General features: G+C 45.3%; 12 protein-coding genes and 1 pseudogene. 6 read left to right on the top strand and 7 right to left on the bottom strand.

Annotation, left to right across the window (positions count from 1 at the left end; genetic code table 11):
- Nucleotides 1-131: 131 nt before the first annotated feature.
- Nucleotides 132-2,753: a DNA topoisomerase (ATP-hydrolyzing) subunit A gene (gyrA, locus tag DPF91_RS11705; protein ID WP_117234622.1), complete on the bottom strand. Its 2,622-nt coding sequence runs from the start codon at nucleotides 2,751-2,753 to the stop codon at nucleotides 132-134.
- 277 nt (nucleotides 2,754-3,030) lie between these two features.
- Here gyrA and ubiG point away from each other — a divergent pair, with 277 nt between their 5' ends.
- From ubiG to DPF91_RS11685, 4 genes are all read left to right on the top strand, one after another.
- Nucleotides 3,031-3,747 (top strand): bifunctional 2-polyprenyl-6-hydroxyphenol methylase/3-demethylubiquinol 3-O-methyltransferase UbiG, encoded by a 717-nt coding sequence (ubiG, locus tag DPF91_RS11700; RefSeq protein WP_117234621.1) that lies wholly within the window; start codon nucleotides 3,031-3,033, stop codon nucleotides 3,745-3,747.
- A gap of 615 nt (nucleotides 3,748-4,362) precedes the next feature.
- Nucleotides 4,363-6,645, top strand: coding sequence for a class 1a ribonucleoside-diphosphate reductase subunit alpha (gene nrdA / locus DPF91_RS11695; protein ID WP_117234620.1), 2,283 nt, complete (start codon nucleotides 4,363-4,365; stop codon nucleotides 6,643-6,645).
- A gap of 215 nt (nucleotides 6,646-6,860) precedes the next feature.
- Nucleotides 6,861-7,994 carry a class Ia ribonucleoside-diphosphate reductase subunit beta gene (gene nrdB / locus DPF91_RS11690; protein ID WP_117234619.1) on the top strand — a complete coding sequence of 378 codons (1,134 nt, stop codon included), beginning with the start codon at nucleotides 6,861-6,863 and terminating at the stop codon, nucleotides 7,992-7,994.
- Entirely contained in the window at nucleotides 7,994-8,272 is a 279-nt protein-coding gene (locus tag DPF91_RS11685) for a 2Fe-2S iron-sulfur cluster-binding protein (RefSeq protein ID WP_117234618.1), read from the top strand. The genes nrdB and DPF91_RS11685 overlap by 1 nt, the downstream gene beginning before the upstream one ends.
- Before the next feature lie 76 nt (nucleotides 8,273-8,348).
- Here DPF91_RS11685 and DPF91_RS11680 read toward each other — a convergent pair whose 3' ends face one another.
- A complete protein-coding gene (locus tag DPF91_RS11680) occupies nucleotides 8,349-9,590 on the bottom strand; it encodes a CinA family nicotinamide mononucleotide deamidase-related protein (protein ID WP_117234617.1) in 1,242 nt (413 codons plus the stop codon).
- A gap of 309 nt (nucleotides 9,591-9,899) precedes the next feature.
- Between DPF91_RS11680 and DPF91_RS11675 the strand changes: the two genes are divergently transcribed.
- Together DPF91_RS11675 and DPF91_RS11670 are read left to right on the top strand one after the other, a co-directional pair.
- A complete protein-coding gene (locus DPF91_RS11675; protein ID WP_338116881.1) occupies nucleotides 9,900-10,715 on the top strand; it encodes a DUF3943 domain-containing protein in 816 nt (271 codons plus the stop codon).
- A gap of 178 nt (nucleotides 10,716-10,893) precedes the next feature.
- Nucleotides 10,894-11,325: pseudogene (locus tag DPF91_RS11670) on the top strand (glycine cleavage system transcriptional repressor); the annotation flags it as partial.
- Nucleotides 11,326-11,612: 287 nt separating this feature from the next.
- Here the strand turns inward: DPF91_RS11670 and DPF91_RS11665 are convergent.
- The 5 genes from DPF91_RS11665 to DPF91_RS11645 are packed head-to-tail and all read right to left on the bottom strand — an operon-like array spanning nucleotide 11,613 to nucleotide 17,972.
- A complete protein-coding gene (locus tag DPF91_RS11665; RefSeq protein ID WP_117234614.1) occupies nucleotides 11,613-12,533 on the bottom strand; it encodes a PstS family phosphate ABC transporter substrate-binding protein in 921 nt (306 codons plus the stop codon).
- A complete protein-coding gene (locus tag DPF91_RS11660) occupies nucleotides 12,520-13,161 on the bottom strand; it encodes an OmpA family protein (RefSeq protein WP_117234613.1) in 642 nt (213 codons plus the stop codon). The genes DPF91_RS11665 and DPF91_RS11660 overlap by 14 nt, the downstream gene beginning before the upstream one ends.
- Entirely contained in the window at nucleotides 13,161-14,468 is a 1,308-nt protein-coding gene (locus DPF91_RS11655; RefSeq protein WP_117234612.1) for a TolC family outer membrane protein, read from the bottom strand. Before DPF91_RS11655 ends, DPF91_RS11660 begins: the two co-directional genes overlap by 1 nt.
- A 14-nt stretch (nucleotides 14,469-14,482) precedes the next feature.
- Nucleotides 14,483-15,802, bottom strand: coding sequence for an HlyD family type I secretion periplasmic adaptor subunit (locus DPF91_RS11650; protein WP_117234611.1), 1,320 nt, complete (start codon nucleotides 15,800-15,802; stop codon nucleotides 14,483-14,485).
- Nucleotides 15,795-17,972, bottom strand: a complete 2,178-nt coding sequence (locus DPF91_RS11645) for a type I secretion system permease/ATPase (protein WP_117234610.1) — start codon at nucleotides 17,970-17,972, stop codon at nucleotides 15,795-15,797. The genes DPF91_RS11650 and DPF91_RS11645 overlap by 8 nt, the downstream gene beginning before the upstream one ends.
- Between the last annotated feature and the right edge of the window lie 15 nt (nucleotides 17,973-17,987).

Below are 17,987 nucleotides of genomic sequence, written 5' to 3'. Positions count from 1 at the left end.
TGGCCACCTTATCACAACCAGTTCAGACATCAGCCTAGATTCATGAGTGCGAGTCGAACGCGTAAGCGCTCCCTACAAAAAAGCCGAGCATTACTGCTCGGCTTTTATTATTCAGATTGGAAGTGGGAAGATTACTCCTCGCCACCCTCTTCTGTTGCCGCGTCATCCGCCGCTGGCGCTTCAGCTGTTTCGCCTTCTGCTACTTCAGTGTCGATGATTTCAGCTTCTTCAATTTCTTCGATACGCTGCAGACCAACAACATTTTCATCTTCAGCAGTACGGATAAGTGTTACACCTTGAGTGTTACGACCGACTTGGCTAACTTCAGCTACACGAGTACGAACCAACGTACCTGCGTCGGTGATCATCATCATCTCATCGCCTTCTTCAACCTGAATAGCGCCAACTACTGGGCCATTACGTTCAGAGACTTTGATAGAGACAACACCTTGAGTTGCACGACCTTTAGTTGGGTACTCTGCAAGCTCAGTACGCTTACCGTAACCATTTTGCGTCACTGTTAGGATGTCACCTTCGTTAGAAGGAACAATCAGTGAAACAACTTGGTCAGCTTCTGCTAGTTTCATACCGCGAACACCTGCCGCTGTACGACCCATCGCACGTACTTTATCTTCATTGAAGCGAACTACTTTACCCTCTTTCGAGAACAGCATGATGTCGCTTGCACCTGTAGTAATGTCTACACCGATTAGCTCATCGTCGTCGCGCAGGTTAAGCGCAATCAGGCCGTTTGCACGAACATTTGCAAACTGATCCAGAGACGTCTTCTTAACGGTACCGTCACCTGTTGCCATGAAGATGAACTTGTCATCGCTGAACTCAGAAACAGGTAGGATAGCCGTAATACGCTCGCCTTCTTCTAGAGGAAGAATGTTAACGATCGGCTTACCACGAGCGGTACGGCTCGCGAGAGGCAATTGGTATACCTTCAAGCGGTAAGTCTTACCACGCGTAGAGAAACACAAGATATTATCGTGAGTATTCGCAACAAGTAGACGCTCGATGTAATCCTCATCTTTCATCTTCGTTGCACTCTTACCTTTACCACCACGGCGCTGTGCTTCGTAGTCGCTTAGGATTTGGTACTTGACGTAACCTTCGTGAGATAGCGTTACCACTACGTCTTCTTGAGCAATCAGCTCTTCAAGATCGATATCATGGCTAGCCGCTGTGATTTCAGTACGACGAGCATCGCCATAGGTGTCACGAACTTGCTCTAGCTCTTCACGGATCACTTCCATTAGACGCTCAGTACTTGCAAGGATATGCATTAACTCAGCGATCTCATCAAGAAGTGCTTTGTATTCGTCTAAGATCTTCTCGTGCTCTAGGCCCGTTAGACGGTGTAGACGAAGCTCAAGGATTGCTTGCGCTTGTGTTTCAGTCAGGTAGTACTTGCCGTCACGAATACCAAACTCTGGCTCTAGCCAATCTGGACGTGCTGCGTCAGTACCTGCACGCTCAAGCATAGAAGCAACATCACCCAGATCCCAACCACGAGACACTAGGCCAACTTTTGCTTCAGCTGGCGTTGGCGCATTCTTGATTAGCTCGATAACTTCATCAATGTTAGCCAGAGCCAAAGATAGCGCTTCTAAGATGTGTGCACGATCACGTGCTTTTCTTAGTTCGTAGATAGTACGACGGGTTACAACTTCACGACGGTGATCAACGAAGCACTTCAACATGTCTTTTAGGTTGAATAGCTTAGGCTGGCCATTGTCTAGCGCAACCATGTTGATGCCGAAAGTCGTTTGAAGCTGAGTGTTAGCGTAAAGGTTGTTTAGAACCACTTCGCCCACTGCATCGCGCTTACATTCAATAACAATACGCATACCGTCTTTATCAGACTCGTCACGTAGTGCACTGATGCCTTCTACTTTCTTATCTTTAACAAGCTCTGCAATCTTCTCGATGAGGCGAGCTTTGTTCACTTGATACGGGATCTCAGTAACAACGATAGTTTCTTTACCGTTCTTCTCTACTTCGATATCCGCCTTTGAGCGCATGTAAACCTTACCGCGACCCGTCTTATATGCATCGATAATGCCTTTACGGCCACTGATCAGTGCAGCTGTCGGGAAGTCTGGACCAGGGATGTAGTCCATGAGCTCATCGATAGTGATGTCTTCGTTATTAATCAGCGCCAAACAGCCCTCAACAACTTCAGTAAGGTTGTGAGGTGGAATGTTTGTCGCCATACCTACTGCGATACCAGAGGAACCGTTTACCAATAGGTTAGGAATTTTTGTTGGAAGAACGGCTGGGATTTGCTCAGTACCATCATAGTTTGGTACGTAGTCCACCGTTTCCTTGTCGAGGTCAGCCAAAAGCTCGTGAGCAATTTTAGCCATGCGTACTTCGGTGTAACGCATTGCCGCCGCTGAATCCCCATCGATGGAACCAAAGTTACCTTGTCCATCAACCAGCATATAACGAAGCGAAAATGGCTGAGCCATACGTACGATTGTGTCGTACACCGCACTATCACCATGTGGGTGATATTTACCGATTACATCACCTACCACACGGGCAGATTTTTTATATGCTTTGTTCCAATCATTACCAAGTACATTCATCGCGAATAGAACGCGGCGGTGTACTGGCTTTAGGCCGTCACGCACATCTGGAAGAGCACGACCCACGATAACTGACATCGCGTAGTCTAGGTATGAACCTCGAAGCTCATCTTCAATGTTTACGGGCGTGATCTCTTTAGCTAGATCGCTCATAGAGCCATTGTCCCTCTATAGTTTGATCGTTATTTCGATACGTATAAGTCGGAAAAATATAACACACAATCCAGCCTTACGGCATCACTTTCCCTCTCCTTTTATCAGGTTGTGACCTTGGTTGTGAATCAATTGATGAGAAATTGCACGTTCAATACATATCCACCTGATAAACGGCTAATTTTCAGCCAGAAAAAGTCTAGTTTGTCTCATATTAGGAACTGGTTATAATGCAGAAAACTTTGTAATCAAGAAGCACCCATTGAGAAAAAGCACTATGTCCAATACACAACACAATGTCGACCCTGCAGAAATCAAGAAATTCGAAGACATGGCTTCTCGCTGGTGGGATCTCGAGGGTGAGTTTAAACCCCTTCATCAAATTAACCCGCTGCGTCTTGGCTACGTGCTTTCACAGGCTAATGGCCTATTTGGTAAAAAGGCGCTAGATGTTGGCTGTGGCGGCGGTATCTTAGCAGAGAGCATGGCACGTGAAGGTGCAGAAGTGACTGGCCTAGACATGGGCAAAGAGCCATTAGAGGTCGCCAGGTTGCATGCATTAGAAACTGGGACTAAGAATGTGACTTACATTCAAAACACCATCGAGCAACACGCTGAAGAACACCCTGGCAGCTACGACGTGGTAACGTGTATGGAAATGCTTGAGCATGTACCCGACCCTCAATCCGTGATTGCAGCCTGCGCTAAGTTGGTCAAGCCAGGTGGCCAAGTTTTCTTCTCAACCTTGAACCGCAACATCAAGTCGTACCTATTTGCTATAGTGGGTGCCGAGAAACTACTTAAGATTGTCCCTGAAGGAACGCACGACCACGACAAGTTCATCCGCCCAGCAGAGATGATGAAAATGATCGATGCTACTCCACTACAAGAGCTTGGTATCACGGGTCTGCACTACAACCCGTTGACCGACACGTACAAACTTGGTCGCAATGTCGATGTCAACTACATCGTGCATACTCAACTACCGAAGTAACCTTGGCTAGAGTCATTTCATTCAAAGTTAACGCTCACTAGTCGCTCAACTCGTTTTCCAGGCCAAGTATCTTATCGGTGCTTGGCCTTTTTGTTTATCAGGTAAAAAAGATAGATGAAATAAGTACATTCATTAACTGAATAGTCAGCTTCCGAACCGAACGTTATTGAACGTCTATAGAAGTAAATAAAATGTTAGCAAGCACACTTTTACACCGATTTTTGTGCTGTAACTGTGCGCTTGATTCAATTTTTGAACTGCCAATTTTTCAGGTAAATTTTTGTCAAAGATCAAGAAAAATATTTTTCGCTGCGGTTAAATCTAAACCGATCTCAAAGCCGATATTTCTTACAATCAATTCGCAACTATTGCCATCAGTAAGTAAACACTAACTGATTTTTTTCTTTCCAACGGTTATCCACAAGTAGGCACAATTCGTAAACTTGAAAAAGTGCGGTCTAACCACTATCTTGTAATCCGAAATGTAAAGCACCCCTATATGTAGTGTTTACCCTCCTAGATATAGGTCGACTTGGATCACAAAGCCAGCGTACGATTTACAAAAATTACACCAAAATGCGGCTTTACCCAGCTTTGTTAGGGAAATCAAACAGAATGAACCAACAACTCACTGTCACTAAGCGTGACGGGCGCAAAGAAAGTATTGATCTAGAGAAAATCCACCGTGTCATCACGTGGGCTGCCGAAGGTCTTCAAAACGTCTCAGTTTCTCAGGTTGAGCTTAAAGCTCACATCCAATTTTATGAAGGCATCACGACGACTGATATCCATGAAACGATTATCAAGTCAGCAGCGGATCTTATCTCAGAAGAAACACCGGATTACCAATACCTAGCAGCTCGGCTAGCGGTATTCCATCTTCGTAAAAAAGCTTACGGTCAATATGAGCCACCGGCACTATTCGATCACGTGGCTAAACTTGTTGATATGGGCAAGTACGATCAGCACCTTCTTGAAGATTACACCAAAGAAGAATTTGACCTATTAGATGGCTTTATCGACCACAAGCGTGACCTAGACTTCTCATACGGCGCGGTGAAGCAACTTGAAGGTAAATACTTCGTTCAGAACCGTGTAACGAAAGAGATCTACGAAAGTGCTCAGTTCTTGTACATTCTGGTTGCTGCATGCCTATTCGCTAAGTATCCAAAAGAGACGCGCCTTGATTACATTAAGCGCTTCTACGATGCAGCATCTCAGTTCAAGATTTCTCTACCTACGCCTATCATGTCGGGTGTACGTACTCCTACTCGTCAGTTCAGCTCATGTGTACTGATTGAGTGTGGCGACAGCCTTGATTCTATCAATGCGACAGCAAGCTCTATCGTTCGTTACGTTTCTCAACGTGCGGGTATCGGTATCAACGCAGGTCGCATTCGTGCTCTAGGTTCTGAAATTCGTGGCGGTGAAGCATTCCACACGGGTTGTATCCCATTCTACAAATACTTCCAGACAGCGGTAAAATGTTGTTCTCAAGGTGGTGTTCGTGGTGGCGCAGCAACGGTATTCTACCCACTATGGCACGGCGAAGTTCAGTCATTGATGGTTCTTAAGAACAACCGTGGTGTTGAAGAAAACCGTGTTCGTCACATGGATTACGGTGTACAGCTGAACAAGCTGATGTACCAACGTCTTGTAGAAGGTGGCAACATTACTTTGTTCTCACCATCTGACGTACCGGGTCTATACGATGCATTCTTCGAAGACCAAGAGAAGTTCGAAGCACTCTACGTTCAATACGAAAACGATCCGTCAATCAAGAAAGAAACGGTTCGTGCTGTAGAGCTATTCTCGCTACTGATGCAAGAGCGCGCTTCGACGGGTCGTATCTACATCCAGAACGTGGATCACTGTAATACACACAGCCCATTCGATTCTAAAGTTGCGCCAGTTCGTCAATCAAACCTATGTTTGGAGATCGCACTGCCAACCAAGCCACTGAAGAACGTTGAAGACGACTCTGGCGAAATCGCGCTATGTACTCTATCTGCGTTTAACCTGGGCGCTATCGATTCTCTGGATGACCTAGAAGAGCTGTCTGAGCTAGTGGTTCGTGCACTGGATGCACTACTTGATTACCAAGATTACCCACTGCCAGCCGCGTACAAGTCAACAATGAACCGTCGTACTCTAGGTGTTGGTGTTATCAACTACGCATACTACCTAGCAAAGAACGGTGTTAAGTACTCTGACGGCAGCGCTAACGGTCTTACTCACCGTACTTTTGAAGCGATTCAATACTACCTATTGAAAGCGTCTGTGGGTCTAGCGAAAGAGCAAGGCAAGTGTCCTTCTTTCGATGAAACTAACTACGCGAAAGGCCTACTGCCAATCGACACGTACAAGAAAGATATCGACCTTGTTTGTGAAGAACCACTGCACTACGACTGGGATGCTCTACGCAGCGAGATTGTAGAGCACGGCCTGCGTAACTCTACACTAACGGCACTAATGCCTTCTGAGACATCGTCTCAAATCTCGAATGCAACCAACGGCATTGAGCCACCACGTGGCTATGTATCGGTTAAAGCATCGAAAGACGGCATCTTGAAGCAAGTGGTTCCAGACTACGCAAACCTGAAAGATAACTACGAACTACTGTGGGATATCGGTTCTAACGACGGTTACCTGCACCTAGTGGGCATCATGCAAAAGTTTGTTGACCAAGCGATTTCAGCAAACACAAACTATGATCCAAGCGTATACGAGTCAGGTAAAGTACCTATGAAGAAGCTTCTTCAAGACCTACTCACAGCATACAAGTTCGGTGTTAAGACGCTGTACTACCACAACACCCGTGACGGTGCGAAAGATGAGCAAGGCGAGTCTGTACAAGCACAAGATGACGATTGCGCAGGTGGCGGTTGTAAAATTTAATCACCTAGTTAACGCTCAACGTAACTAGATGTAATTAATCAGCCTTTGCAGTTGCAGGTAACTAAGAAGGCGATACTCAAAATAATAGGAGTCTCAGCTAGGCGACAAGACAATTCGGCCCTCTGAACATAGTCCATTATTTGATTAGGGCGAATTGATGCAGTCAACGACGCTGAGATTTCTAGAATGAAGAGTATAAAAGGAATTAAGGTATCATGGCATACAGTACTTTTACTCAAACAAAGAACGACCAACTCAAGGAACCAATGTTCCTAGGTCAACCAGTCAATGTTGCTCGTTACGACCAACAAAAATTTGAGATCTTCGAAAAACTGATCGAGAAACAACTGTCGTTCTTCTGGCGTCCAGAAGAGGTCGATGTTTCTAGTGACCGTATCGACTACAACAAGCTGCCTGAGCATGAAAAACACATTTTCATCTCAAACCTAAAATACCAAACGCTGCTGGACTCAATCCAAGGCCGTAGCCCGAACGTTGCGCTGCTTCCACTGGTTTCTCTTCCAGAAGTCGAGACATGGATTGAAACGTGGTCTTTCTCAGAAACGATCCACTCACGTTCATACACGCACATCATTCGTAACATCGTGAACGACCCTGCAATCGTGTTTGACGACATCGTAGAAAACGAGCACATCTTAAAGCGTGCAAAAGATATCGCACACTACTACGATGACCTGATCAAGCTGACAAACGATTACCACCGCTACGGCGAGGGGTCACACGAAGTCAATGGCGAGACAATCAAGGTAAGCTTGTACGAACTGAAGAAAAAACTCTACGTGTGTTTGATGTCAGTGAACGCATTGGAGGCAATCCGCTTCTACGTGAGCTTTGCTTGTTCATTTGCTTTCGCCGAACGCGAGCTGATGGAAGGTAACGCAAAGATCATCAAGCTGATCGCTCGTGATGAAGCGCTACACCTTACCGGCACTCAACACATGATCAACTTACTGCGCAACGGTCAAGATGACTTTAGCTTTATGCAAATCGCGGAAGAGTGTAAACAAGAGTGTTTCGACCTATTCAAAGCGGCCGCTGAGCAAGAGAAAGAGTGGGCAGAATACCTATTCAAAGACGGTTCAATGATCGGCCTGAACAAAGACATCCTTTGTCAGTATGTTGAATACATCACTAACATCCGTATGCAAGCGGTTGGCTTAGGAATGGCTTACCCAGAAGCAACGTCGAACCCAATCCCATGGATCAACGCTTGGTTGTCTTCTGATAACGTACAGGTTGCACCACAGGAAGCGGAAATCAGCTCTTACCTAGTTGGCCAGATTGACAACGAAGTAAACGCAGACGACTTCGAAGGATTCGAGCTGTAATGAGCCAAGTAAAAATCAACGGTCAAGTGACGATCGTCACTAACCCATCTCAGACGATTTTGGATGCGATGGAGACAAATGGTCTTGAGGCAGAATATCACTGCCGGGATGGGCATTGCGGCGCTTGTCGCTGTAAGCTTATCTCAGGAGAGACCGAGACTGTTGGTTTTGCTATGGCATACACTCAGCCAGATGAGATCTTACCTTGCATCAGCAAAGCGAAAACCGATATAGAAATCGATAAGGTTCAATATTCATTGAAACAGCGCCGAGCTTAAGCAAGAACTCACAATCTAGACTCAAAACCAGCGATTGTTCGCTGGTTTTTTTTATGGTTATTTCAGGCTCATAACTCTAGTCAACCAAACTTGTTACCGGAATATGCATGTCACGAATACTCTTCAATGAAGAATACTCTGCAAACACGGCCTTACCTTCCAGATAACGACGCATCATATCGACAACTAGAGTAGAAATGAGCATGCGTTGATTTTCACGCGAATATTGACGAGAGAACTCCATCACTCTGCCCCACTCTCCTTTTGAGGTTGAGATGGCAACACTGAACTGATTGTTCTCGCATTGCCCAGTCACGACAGCGATCTCTACACTGCACTTCTCGCGAGTTGCACCCGCCAAAGCAAATGCTGAAGCTAGGGTATCTTTCTCTTTTAAAGAATTATCGAGCGTATGGCTTAAAAACCAAGACTGTTGGAAATAAGGTTCTAGCGATTCGTTGCTATGCAGCCAAGAGGTGAGCCAACCACCTGTAGATTGCTCGGCAACGGCAATGGTCGTTTTAGATTGTTCAACCAAATTGACCACATGTTCAAGCATAGGCTTATCAATACTGACTACATTTTGCTGCAAGTGCTGATAGATCAACTTCATTAGCTGCAAACGCTCATCATTTGCCGACTTTGGTCCAAATAGCTTAATTTCAATAAATGGAAGGTATGAGCGATATCCAAACTCAAACCCATCGGGCAGAGTGAACTTATTCAACACATCCGAGATACCTGATTCGGAGAGGCCAAACGTATAAAGTCTGCTGCACAACGGTTCGTCCTTCACTGGGAAATGCTCTTTCACATCCGGCAGGATCTGCTGACTGACCATCAACTTAAATTCGCTCGGCACGCCTGGTGTGAAATAGACGCGAGCATCGTTGATCTCCAACATAAATCCACAGGCTGTCCCAATTGGGTTATCAATCAAAACCGAACTCTCTGGCAGCATCGCTTGTTTAACATTGCTTTCTGGCATGATTTTACCCGAAGCTTTGTAGCGTTCTTCTAACACTTCTAACCATTGCTCAAAAAGCACAAGTTCTTGTTCCAACAGTACAGCAGCAGCTTCGGCGGTAATGTCATCACTCGTAGGGCCTAGTCCGCCGTTCACAATCACTACGTCATGGTTGAAACTCAGGCTCAGCATCTCTTCCACTAGAGAGCTTAATTTATCACCAACTGTAGAACGTTTATTTAATGCATAACCTTGTTGATAAAACTCCGCAGATAACCAAGACGCATTGGTATCGACGATATCACCCAGTAACACCTCTTCACCGGTACTTAGCATTGCTATTTTTGTCATTCTTAAACCTCAAGACATCGAGTGCGAGTCACTACTTAGTGCACATTTTTAGTTGTTGGTTCCAACGAAACTAAAATCTAACCTACAATTAATAGGATTTGGAGAACTTTGCGCTTAAACATCAGAAAAACAGGCAACTATCATTTGTTTTTTAATATCTTAGCTTTGCTTAACGCACAGTTTAGTAGATAATTGTGCGCTAGATCATTCTTTGTATTGTTAATGGAGAACACAGTGCTCAAAAGATGCATTGCTACATCATTATTTGCAGCCTCTGGCGCTGCAAGTGCTATCACTTTAGACAACACAATGCCTCTAAACCTTGATAGCTTAAGTAATTGTAATCTTGAGTATTGTATCTCAGACAGTACCTACAGCTACAAAGCAACCACACTATCGTTGTCTGACGATAATAACCTAGACCTAGATGCGAACCCAATGCCACTTCACCTTAATCCAAGCAGTGAAGAAGACTGGGATTACCTAATGGGACAAACCTATACCATTTTAGGCCTTAGTGTCGCTACCGTAGGTTTAATGACCTTTTTACCTGAAAGCATCACAAAATGGGATGAGGATCAGCGTGACCTAAGTAAATTAGGTAAAAAATGGAAAGATAACGTATCAGACGGCCCTGTTTGGGACCGCGATGAACACTTCCTAAACTATATCATGCACCCTTATTTTGGTGGCGTTTACTATACGGCAGCTCGTCATGCGGGCTACGATGAGTTCGACTCATTCCTGTACTCGTTCACCATGTCTGCTTTCTTCTGGGAATACGGTGTAGAAGCTTTCGCTGAAGTTCCATCTTGGCAGGACTTGTTCATCACACCATTCTTCGGTGCCGTTGTGGGTGAAATGATGTTTGAAGCAGAGCAAGATCTCATCGCCTCTGGTGGTGAAGTTTGGGGCTCTCGCACCATGGGTGATGTGTCTCTCTTTTTCTTAAACCCTGTTGGACACATTCACTATTGGGTAACGGATGCATGGGGCGGTGAGGCCGAGCTAAACTTCAATCTCGACCCATGGTACGGCAACCAAGATGCCGCGCAATACGCACTCAATGCTGGCGCTGATTACGACACTCAATACTACGGTGCGACCCTGAAGATATCGTTTTAAACACCAAATTCATGTCAAAGGCGACCTCAAGGTCGCCTTTTTTGTGCTAAGGCTTTGATTTTTAGGATTTCATGTAATTCTTAGTTCAGAAAGTTGACTCTCATCAAACATTGTTTTGCGCTAACTCCTAAACTGAGAATATACCCACGTGAATGTGTTTCCTTTGGAGGTTATCGTTATGAACAGCACTTTTATTGTGAACTTTGTCGGCACCGCATCTCCATCTACCATCAAACGACTTTCTGCTATCACTCATGAAAACGACGGTAAATGGTTGATCAGTAAAGTAAACTTTATTGAAAACCAAGTAGCCGCGGTGATTAAAGTAGAACTCCCTAAACACAATGAAGCCATCGTGAAACAAGCCTTTGAAACCCAAGATGGTTTGATGGTTCAGTTTGTCGATAGCGACTCAAAAGCACATAATCCAGACCAAGTATTCCAAGTGCGTTTAGACTCCAATGATCGCGCTGGTATCGTTAACGAAATCACCCACGTACTGGATAATCAAGGTATTAATATCCTCGACATGGACTGTCAACGCGTGTTCATCGCAGGCGGGGGTGGCGTAAGCTCAAGTTTATTCACAGCCAATATGGCGATTGAGCTAGAGAGCTAGAGAGCTAGAGAGCTAGAGAGCTAGAGAGCTAGAGAGCTAGAGAGCTAGAGAGCTAGAGAGCTAGAGAGCTAGAGAGCTAGAGAGCTAGAGAGCTAGAGAGCTAGAGAGCTAGAGAGCTAGAGAGCTAGAGAGCTAGAGAGCTAGAGAATGTTGAAGGGTTGACGTTAGGACGTCAACCCTTTTTACTATCGACGCTTCTGAAAATATCGATATCTAGATCTCCAGCAGCGAAGCGATCTCGTTATCTAGGTATCTAGACGCGAAGCGCTCTAGTTTTGTTACTTATACCCACCCTCAATGGTTGGTTGCTCCAAGCCCAGTCGTACCTTATTTCGACGTATTGCTTCTTCAGGCAAGCTAATAAAGCCGTACTCATTAAGCTGTGCTTTGAGCTCACTATTCAAAGCCAAATTAATAAATAGCTTTTCACTATCAGAGAAGTAATTACGATGCGGCGGTAAGTCGAGGTACATGTAGTAAACGCTCGACAGTGGGTAGCGACCCGATAAGATGGTTTCTTTATTAACGCTGAATCGGTCACCACGCTTATCTACAATCGATAGAAGCTTATATTCATCCCAATCACTTGAATAGGTAACATAAGCGATTGAAGCTTCAGAACTATCCATTTTCTCCACCAGCTCATCGCCATCAACGACATATTGTGTAGCGGCATAATAATCCGGCTTACAAGTCACCCATTGATTCATTTTTTGATGAAGCTTTAAACCACCATCAATGGCATATGGCTCCATTACGGGTGAATCACCCTCTTGCCATTTTTGCCAACGAACTGGGATAATTTCTTTGTTACAGCCAAAGACATCAATCACCTCATCCATGGTAACGAAATTGTTGGGATTGTCCTTGTTCGCGAGAACCGCTACAACGTCAGCGGTGAAATAAAGTTCTGTGGGCTTGTAGCCCATTTCATTTTGGAACTTTGCTACTTCCTTGTCCGTCCATTTTCGCGAACTGATCCCAACTTGTACTTGGCCGTTAATCATCATCATCGGGATATTGTGAGTTCCAACTAGGTCCAAACCAGCTTGCTTTTCAGAAACCAGATTCTCCATGAGAGGTAACAAGGACTCTTCAACGGCAACAGAACTTATAATTCGCTCTTCATCAGCAAAAACTGATGTCGATAAACTTAGCATTACCCCTAACATTAAGGCTGATTGTTTACTTCTCATCATCAATCTCCACGAATGTTTGATTCTCAATAAGAGAGCCAGGGGTTAGAACCTCTTCCGAGCTAAAAATCGTCCAACTTGGTTTGACGCTCATATCATCTGTCATGACAACGGCAATCGCGCGGCGCTTACGTTTATGTAGATGGGAAGTTAGGTTGGTAATTTGAGAAAACTCTTGCTCTGAGATTCTGTTACGGTCAATACCCTCTCGAATAAGCATGTCTCGAATGGTATGAGTGCGACGCTCAGCCAGAGCTTGGTTGTACGCTAAGCTCGCCTCAGGGCTAGTATCGCCAATCAGTACGACACTTGCCTCTGGGTTATCGTTCAATAACGTCACTAGCTCTTCGAGCGGTGACTGATGTTCTACCGTTTCCTTGTCTTGGTCCATCGCGAAAAAGAAGCTAATAACATTCGCTTGCTCTTTCACTTCCCAATCTGCACAACCTTGTGTGTCTACGCGCACACCATCAGGAGTACCAAAACAGAGGTCACGCTGATTAATCACACCATCTTTGTCATCATCAGATAAATCATCAATCTGATGACGATGCGTATTTAAATCAGGTTCTTGGGCACAGCCAAGAAGGATGAGCGAAAAGAGCACTAGCATTAGATTTTTGTACTTCATCACTTACTCTCCTGCCACTCGTCTGGGTGCTCTATGCGCAATGCGTAGGTGAGCATTCCCATTGCATTCAATAGTCGATACGCAGCTAACGTATGGTCATACTGGGTGTTGACATAATTCCGGCGCGCCAGAAATACCTCGACTTTCGCATCAAGTACATCCAATAAGCTTCTTCGGCCAACTTGGAACTGTTGAATATAGCCAAGCTCGGCAATTTTTGCTGAGTCTACGTTCTGTTGTAGTAAACCCTTTTGACGCTCGAGCATGTCATAAGCATTCCACGCCAGTTGCGTCCCTTCTTCGATTTCTCGTTCTGTTCTTAAGCGAATCGCACGGGCTTCTTCAACACGCCATGCGGAAGACTCCACTCGAGAGTTGGTTGAGAAACCATTAAAGATGTCATAGTCAACGGTCAACATAATTCTGGCATCTTCATCTTTACCAGATTGATTACCCACATCATCCGTTTTGTTCGCAACGAGTTCTAATTTCACCTCTGGGTAATAATCCCCTTTTTCTCGACGTACCTCTTTACGAGCAGCGTCAAGATCAAGCATCGCGGCTTTTAACTCTGGATGGTTATTAATAGCTTGAGATTTCGCGACATCAACACTGCTCGGTAACAAACCTTGATCGAAAATCGGATAGACGAGATCCGTTGGTGTTTTACCGACAAGGCGTAAGAACTGAGCCTGCAAATCATAGAGATTATTTTGTGCTGAAATAAGCGATGACTGCGCCGTCGCAACACGAGCCGAAATTTGTGCTAGGTCCGAGTTACTACTTAACCCTTTCTGCTTCTTATCAAACACATCTTGATAGATTTCTTGGTGCTCACGTACATTTCGTTCAGAGAGCTCTAATAAGGTCTGCGCTTTGAGTAGATCTAAGTAAATACGTACGACATCAAGCGAAACATTCTCTGCACGAGAAATCAGCGTAAGCCTTTCTGCTTCTGCTTCATAAGTAAGTCGATCAATATTGGCGCTGGTACCAAAGCCATCAAATAAAAGTTGAGAGACTCTTAATCCCAATTCTGAACGGGTTTCGTTGCGGTCTCCGGAATCGATATAGTTATCACTATCATATCTCGTCCCCTGATAACCAATCGCACCGTAGAGGTTTGCCTGAGGTAAATAATCCCCACTAGCAGCATCTCCATCTCTTACTACAGATTGATAACGCGAGTATTGTGCCAATATCTCTGGACTGTAATCGATAGCGTACGCAACCGACTCCTCCAGAGAAACGGCTTGAGTATGCGCGGACAGCAACATACTCGCCAACAACAATGTTTTAGAACGCATTCTACTTCCTTATTTTATCGTTCTCTTAGAGCACTCTCTTTCGCTCGCAGAATTGGTTTTAGCCAGTAGCTAAGTACCGTTTTTTCCCCAGTTAAAATATCGACCGCGACCTGCATACCCGGAATAACTGTGAAAGCTTCCGGTTGCGTGTCACCATCTAACTCAATATGTGCGCGATAATAGGCATGACCATCTTCCGTCTGCAGTGCATCCCCACTGACATAGGTCACGATTCCTTTTACGCCTCCGTATATAACGAAATCATAGGCAGAAAATTTTACTGTTGCCTCTAATCCAGGTGAGACAAAGCCAATATCTTGAGGTGCGATCTTTGCTTCAACAATCAGCGCACTGTTTTCCGGAACCAACTCAACGATAGGTTCGCCGGGTTTTACTACCCCACCGATAGTACGGACAAAGACTTCTTTTACACGTCCATCTACTGGAGAGATAAGCTGGGTTCGCTGCAGCTGATCAGCAATGGCTTGTCGGCTTTCTCCAAGTTGAGCCAACTGTGCTGTCACTTCATTTAACTGGCCCTGCACCTTGGTTCGGAAATCGATAGCGGTGCTGCGTCGGTCAGCAATTGCTTCTGAATAGGCCGCGCGCTGCTTTTGTGCTGAGGCTTGAGAGCTAGCGATATCACCTTCCAGCTTAATTACATCTCGATTCAACTTGAGTAATTCAACTTCAGCTACCGCCCCACTCTCAACAACCGTTTTGAGCATATCTCGTTCTTTATTAACCACATTGAGGCTGCTACGAAGCGTGCGTAGCGAATGTTGAGTATCGTTGTATGCTTGAGCTTGTTGCTCGATACGTAATTGAGACTCCTCAAGCTCTGTTTTCAGTTGTCCCAAGCGTTCTTGATAATTCGCCCAGGCGTTGATGAGCGCCGGGTGGCTGTTTTCATTCAGTTCAAAACTCTGAGGAACAATTGTCACTTGTTCACGCCATGCCTCGTTGAGCGGCTCTACAACAATCGTGGCAAGTTCCGCCTCTAAACGTTTTCTTTGTGCTAACAACGAATCCGCTTGCTGAGCGGTCTCTAAGTAACTAGCTCTAAATCGAGTATCGTCAAGAACCGCAATAGTTTGGCCAGCTTTCACACGTTCGCCTTGCTTGACCAATAACTCTTTCACTAAGCCACCTTCAAGGCTTTGAATCGTTTGGACGGATAGGCTTGGTACAACCTTACCTTCCCCAACGACGACTTCTTCAAGCTTTGCCCATGTTGCCCAACCAATCACAGCAACGATCAGCGCAGCACTTAACCAAATAAGCTTACGTGATTTCTTAGCAGCGTATGCTGGATTCCAAGCCGTACTACTCATTCTGACCTCCCAGCACATCTTGACTGCTTTGAGCGACTTGACCACCTTGAACGACGGAAATAGAACGCACTCGACTACGCCCGCCTTGTTTAGCTGACGATGATGTGAAGATTTCAGATGGAGAACCATCACCAACTATCTTGCCTTTATCCATCACAATTATTCGGTCACAGAGTGCAAGGAACGAAGGTTTGTGAGAGGTAATCACCATAGTGATATCCCTCGGCATACTCTGCAGCCCATTGAAAAGGCGAGTTTCTGTCACCTTATCCATAGAAGACGTTGGCTCATCCATTAAAAGCAGGTTAGGTTGTCGGTACAGAGCTCTCGCGATGGCAACAGACTGGCGTTGCCCACCCGATAGAAAACGGCCTCCCTCGCCAACCTGAGTTTCCAAACCATTTTCTAGACGCTCCATATGACCACTGAGCCCAGATAAGTTAACCGCGTGAGTGATTCTTTCCTGATCGATGTACTTATCACCCAAGGTAATGTTCTCAATCACAGAGCCGTAGATAAGCTGTGAGTTTTGTCCAACCCAACCAGTTTTAGCCCTCAGCACACTGCTTGGCCACAGTTGAGCGTCAATGTCGTCAAATAACACTCGACCTTGTTCGGCAGACAACTGTTTTGCCATCAGGGATAGCAAAGTCGATTTCCCTGAGCCCGCAGCACCAACAACCCCAACACGTTCTCCGCTACGAATATTCAATTCAATACAATTAAGGCTCAAAGTTTGGCTATCAGGATACTGATAGCTCACATCCTGGAATCGCACTGAGCCATTAAAAGAGCCACTTGATAGCTGATGACCAAGTTCATCTTCTTGTGGCAATTCAATAATATTGGTTAAACCTTCTACTGCCGTCTTAGTTTGCTGGTACCTAAGCATCAGGATAGAGAGTTGATTAATAGAACCCGCTGCTCGGCCACTTAGCATGACAATCGCAATTAATCCCCCCATGCTAAGCAGACCCTCCGATATCTGATAGACACCAAACACGATCAAACAGATCGTCACAATCTGTTGGCTGGACTGGATCGAATGAGAAACTAAGTTTGAGTAGTGACGGGAACGATTTTGCCAGTTGGATAACGAGGCGGAGGTTTGCTCCCAACGCTTTTGCATCTCCCCCTGTGCATTACCCTGCTTAATCTCCGGCAAAGAGCTCAAGCAATCAAAGAGTTGCGCTTGTCTTTGAGTGGATAACTGAGCACTCTCTGTCTGGGTTTGCTCTATTTTTCCTTTCATCGTCAAACTGAGAAGCAGCAAGGCGAACATAACCGCGACAGGAACGAACATCATTGCCCCACCTAACCAGCCAATCAGCGCGAGAAATAACAGAGTAAAAGGTAAATCAACCAGGGTCACTAAAGTGATTGAGGTAAAGAAATCTCGAACGCTGTCAAAATCTTGTACTTGGCGAGCAAATGCCCCAACCGATTGAGGACGGTTTTCCAGTTTCATGCCAAGTACTTTACTGAAAAGCACGGATGACAATTTGTTATCGATATATTGGCCTGCAGAGTCAGTGACGGAGCTTCGCGCTTCTCTCAGTAACCAGTCAAAAACTATCACGCAGGAGACACCAATCACGAGCACCCACAAGGTATTAAAAGCTTGGTTAGGGACCACGCGGTCGTAAACATTCATGGTAAACAGAGGCACAATCAAGGCAAGGACATTAATCATTAACGACGCGACAAGAAGGTCTCGATACCAAGGTTTCACCTCTCTAACCGTTGACCAAAGCCAATGCCCTTTTTTCTTTTCTACGTGTTCGACTCGAGCATCCAATTTTGCTTCACAACCGATCTGCCAACCAAACTCTTCCACTTGAGAACTCAGGTCGGCGATTTCGGCGCTTTGTCCATTGCTTCCGATCACACGGAATGTACCCGTTTGATGTGACGTGACTACGATGGGTGTTCCTGTATCTAGCAGAGAGACGATGACAGGAAACTGGGCCTCCGCAAGATTCTTCCTATCAATTTTTACGACGCTTAAAGACAAACGCTCTACCGCTCTTAGGAATAGAGATTGATCAAGCTGACCTTGTGATAATGGCAAGCCAGACAACAGCTTATCTTGATGCATACGCACATCAAAATGATCATTGAGCCACATTAAGCTCGTCATCCAAGGATCTTTTATTTCATTGCCTTCCATGTATTGATTCCATCT

Source organism: Vibrio maerlii, assembly GCF_003415655.1.
Lineage (GTDB): Bacteria > Pseudomonadota > Gammaproteobacteria > Enterobacterales > Vibrionaceae > Vibrio > Vibrio maerlii.
The sequence above is the reverse complement of the archived record's forward strand: the minus strand, read 5'-3'. Positions and strand labels throughout refer to the sequence as shown.

What these genes read in the sequence shown, in the direction of transcription:
- DPF91_RS11660 (WP_117234613.1), bottom strand. Translation starts at nt 13,161, where the DNA reads ATGAAGTACAAAAATCTAATGCTAGTGCTCTTTTCGCTCATCCTTCTT.
- gyrA (WP_117234622.1), bottom strand. Translation starts at nt 2,753, where the DNA reads ATGAGCGATCTAGCTAAAGAGATCACGCCCGTAAACATTGAAGATGAG.
- DPF91_RS11680 (WP_117234617.1), bottom strand. Translation starts at nt 9,590, where the DNA reads ATGACAAAAATAGCAATGCTAAGTACCGGTGAAGAGGTGTTACTGGGT.
- DPF91_RS11650 (WP_117234611.1), bottom strand. Translation starts at nt 15,802, where the DNA reads ATGAGTAGTACGGCTTGGAATCCAGCATACGCTGCTAAGAAATCACGT.
- DPF91_RS11665 (WP_117234614.1), bottom strand. Translation starts at nt 12,533, where the DNA reads ATGATGAGAAGTAAACAATCAGCCTTAATGTTAGGGGTAATGCTAAGT.
- DPF91_RS11655 (WP_117234612.1), bottom strand. Translation starts at nt 14,468, where the DNA reads ATGCGTTCTAAAACATTGTTGTTGGCGAGTATGTTGCTGTCCGCGCAT.
- nrdB (WP_117234619.1), top strand. Translation starts at nt 6,861, where the DNA reads ATGGCATACAGTACTTTTACTCAAACAAAGAACGACCAACTCAAGGAA.
- nrdA (WP_117234620.1), top strand. Translation starts at nt 4,363, where the DNA reads ATGAACCAACAACTCACTGTCACTAAGCGTGACGGGCGCAAAGAAAGT.
- DPF91_RS11685 (WP_117234618.1), top strand. Translation starts at nt 7,994, where the DNA reads ATGAGCCAAGTAAAAATCAACGGTCAAGTGACGATCGTCACTAACCCA.
- DPF91_RS11675 (WP_338116881.1), top strand. Translation starts at nt 9,900, where the DNA reads ATGCCTCTAAACCTTGATAGCTTAAGTAATTGTAATCTTGAGTATTGT.
- ubiG (WP_117234621.1), top strand. Translation starts at nt 3,031, where the DNA reads ATGTCCAATACACAACACAATGTCGACCCTGCAGAAATCAAGAAATTC.
- DPF91_RS11645 (WP_117234610.1), bottom strand. Translation starts at nt 17,972, where the DNA reads ATGGAAGGCAATGAAATAAAAGATCCTTGGATGACGAGCTTAATGTGG.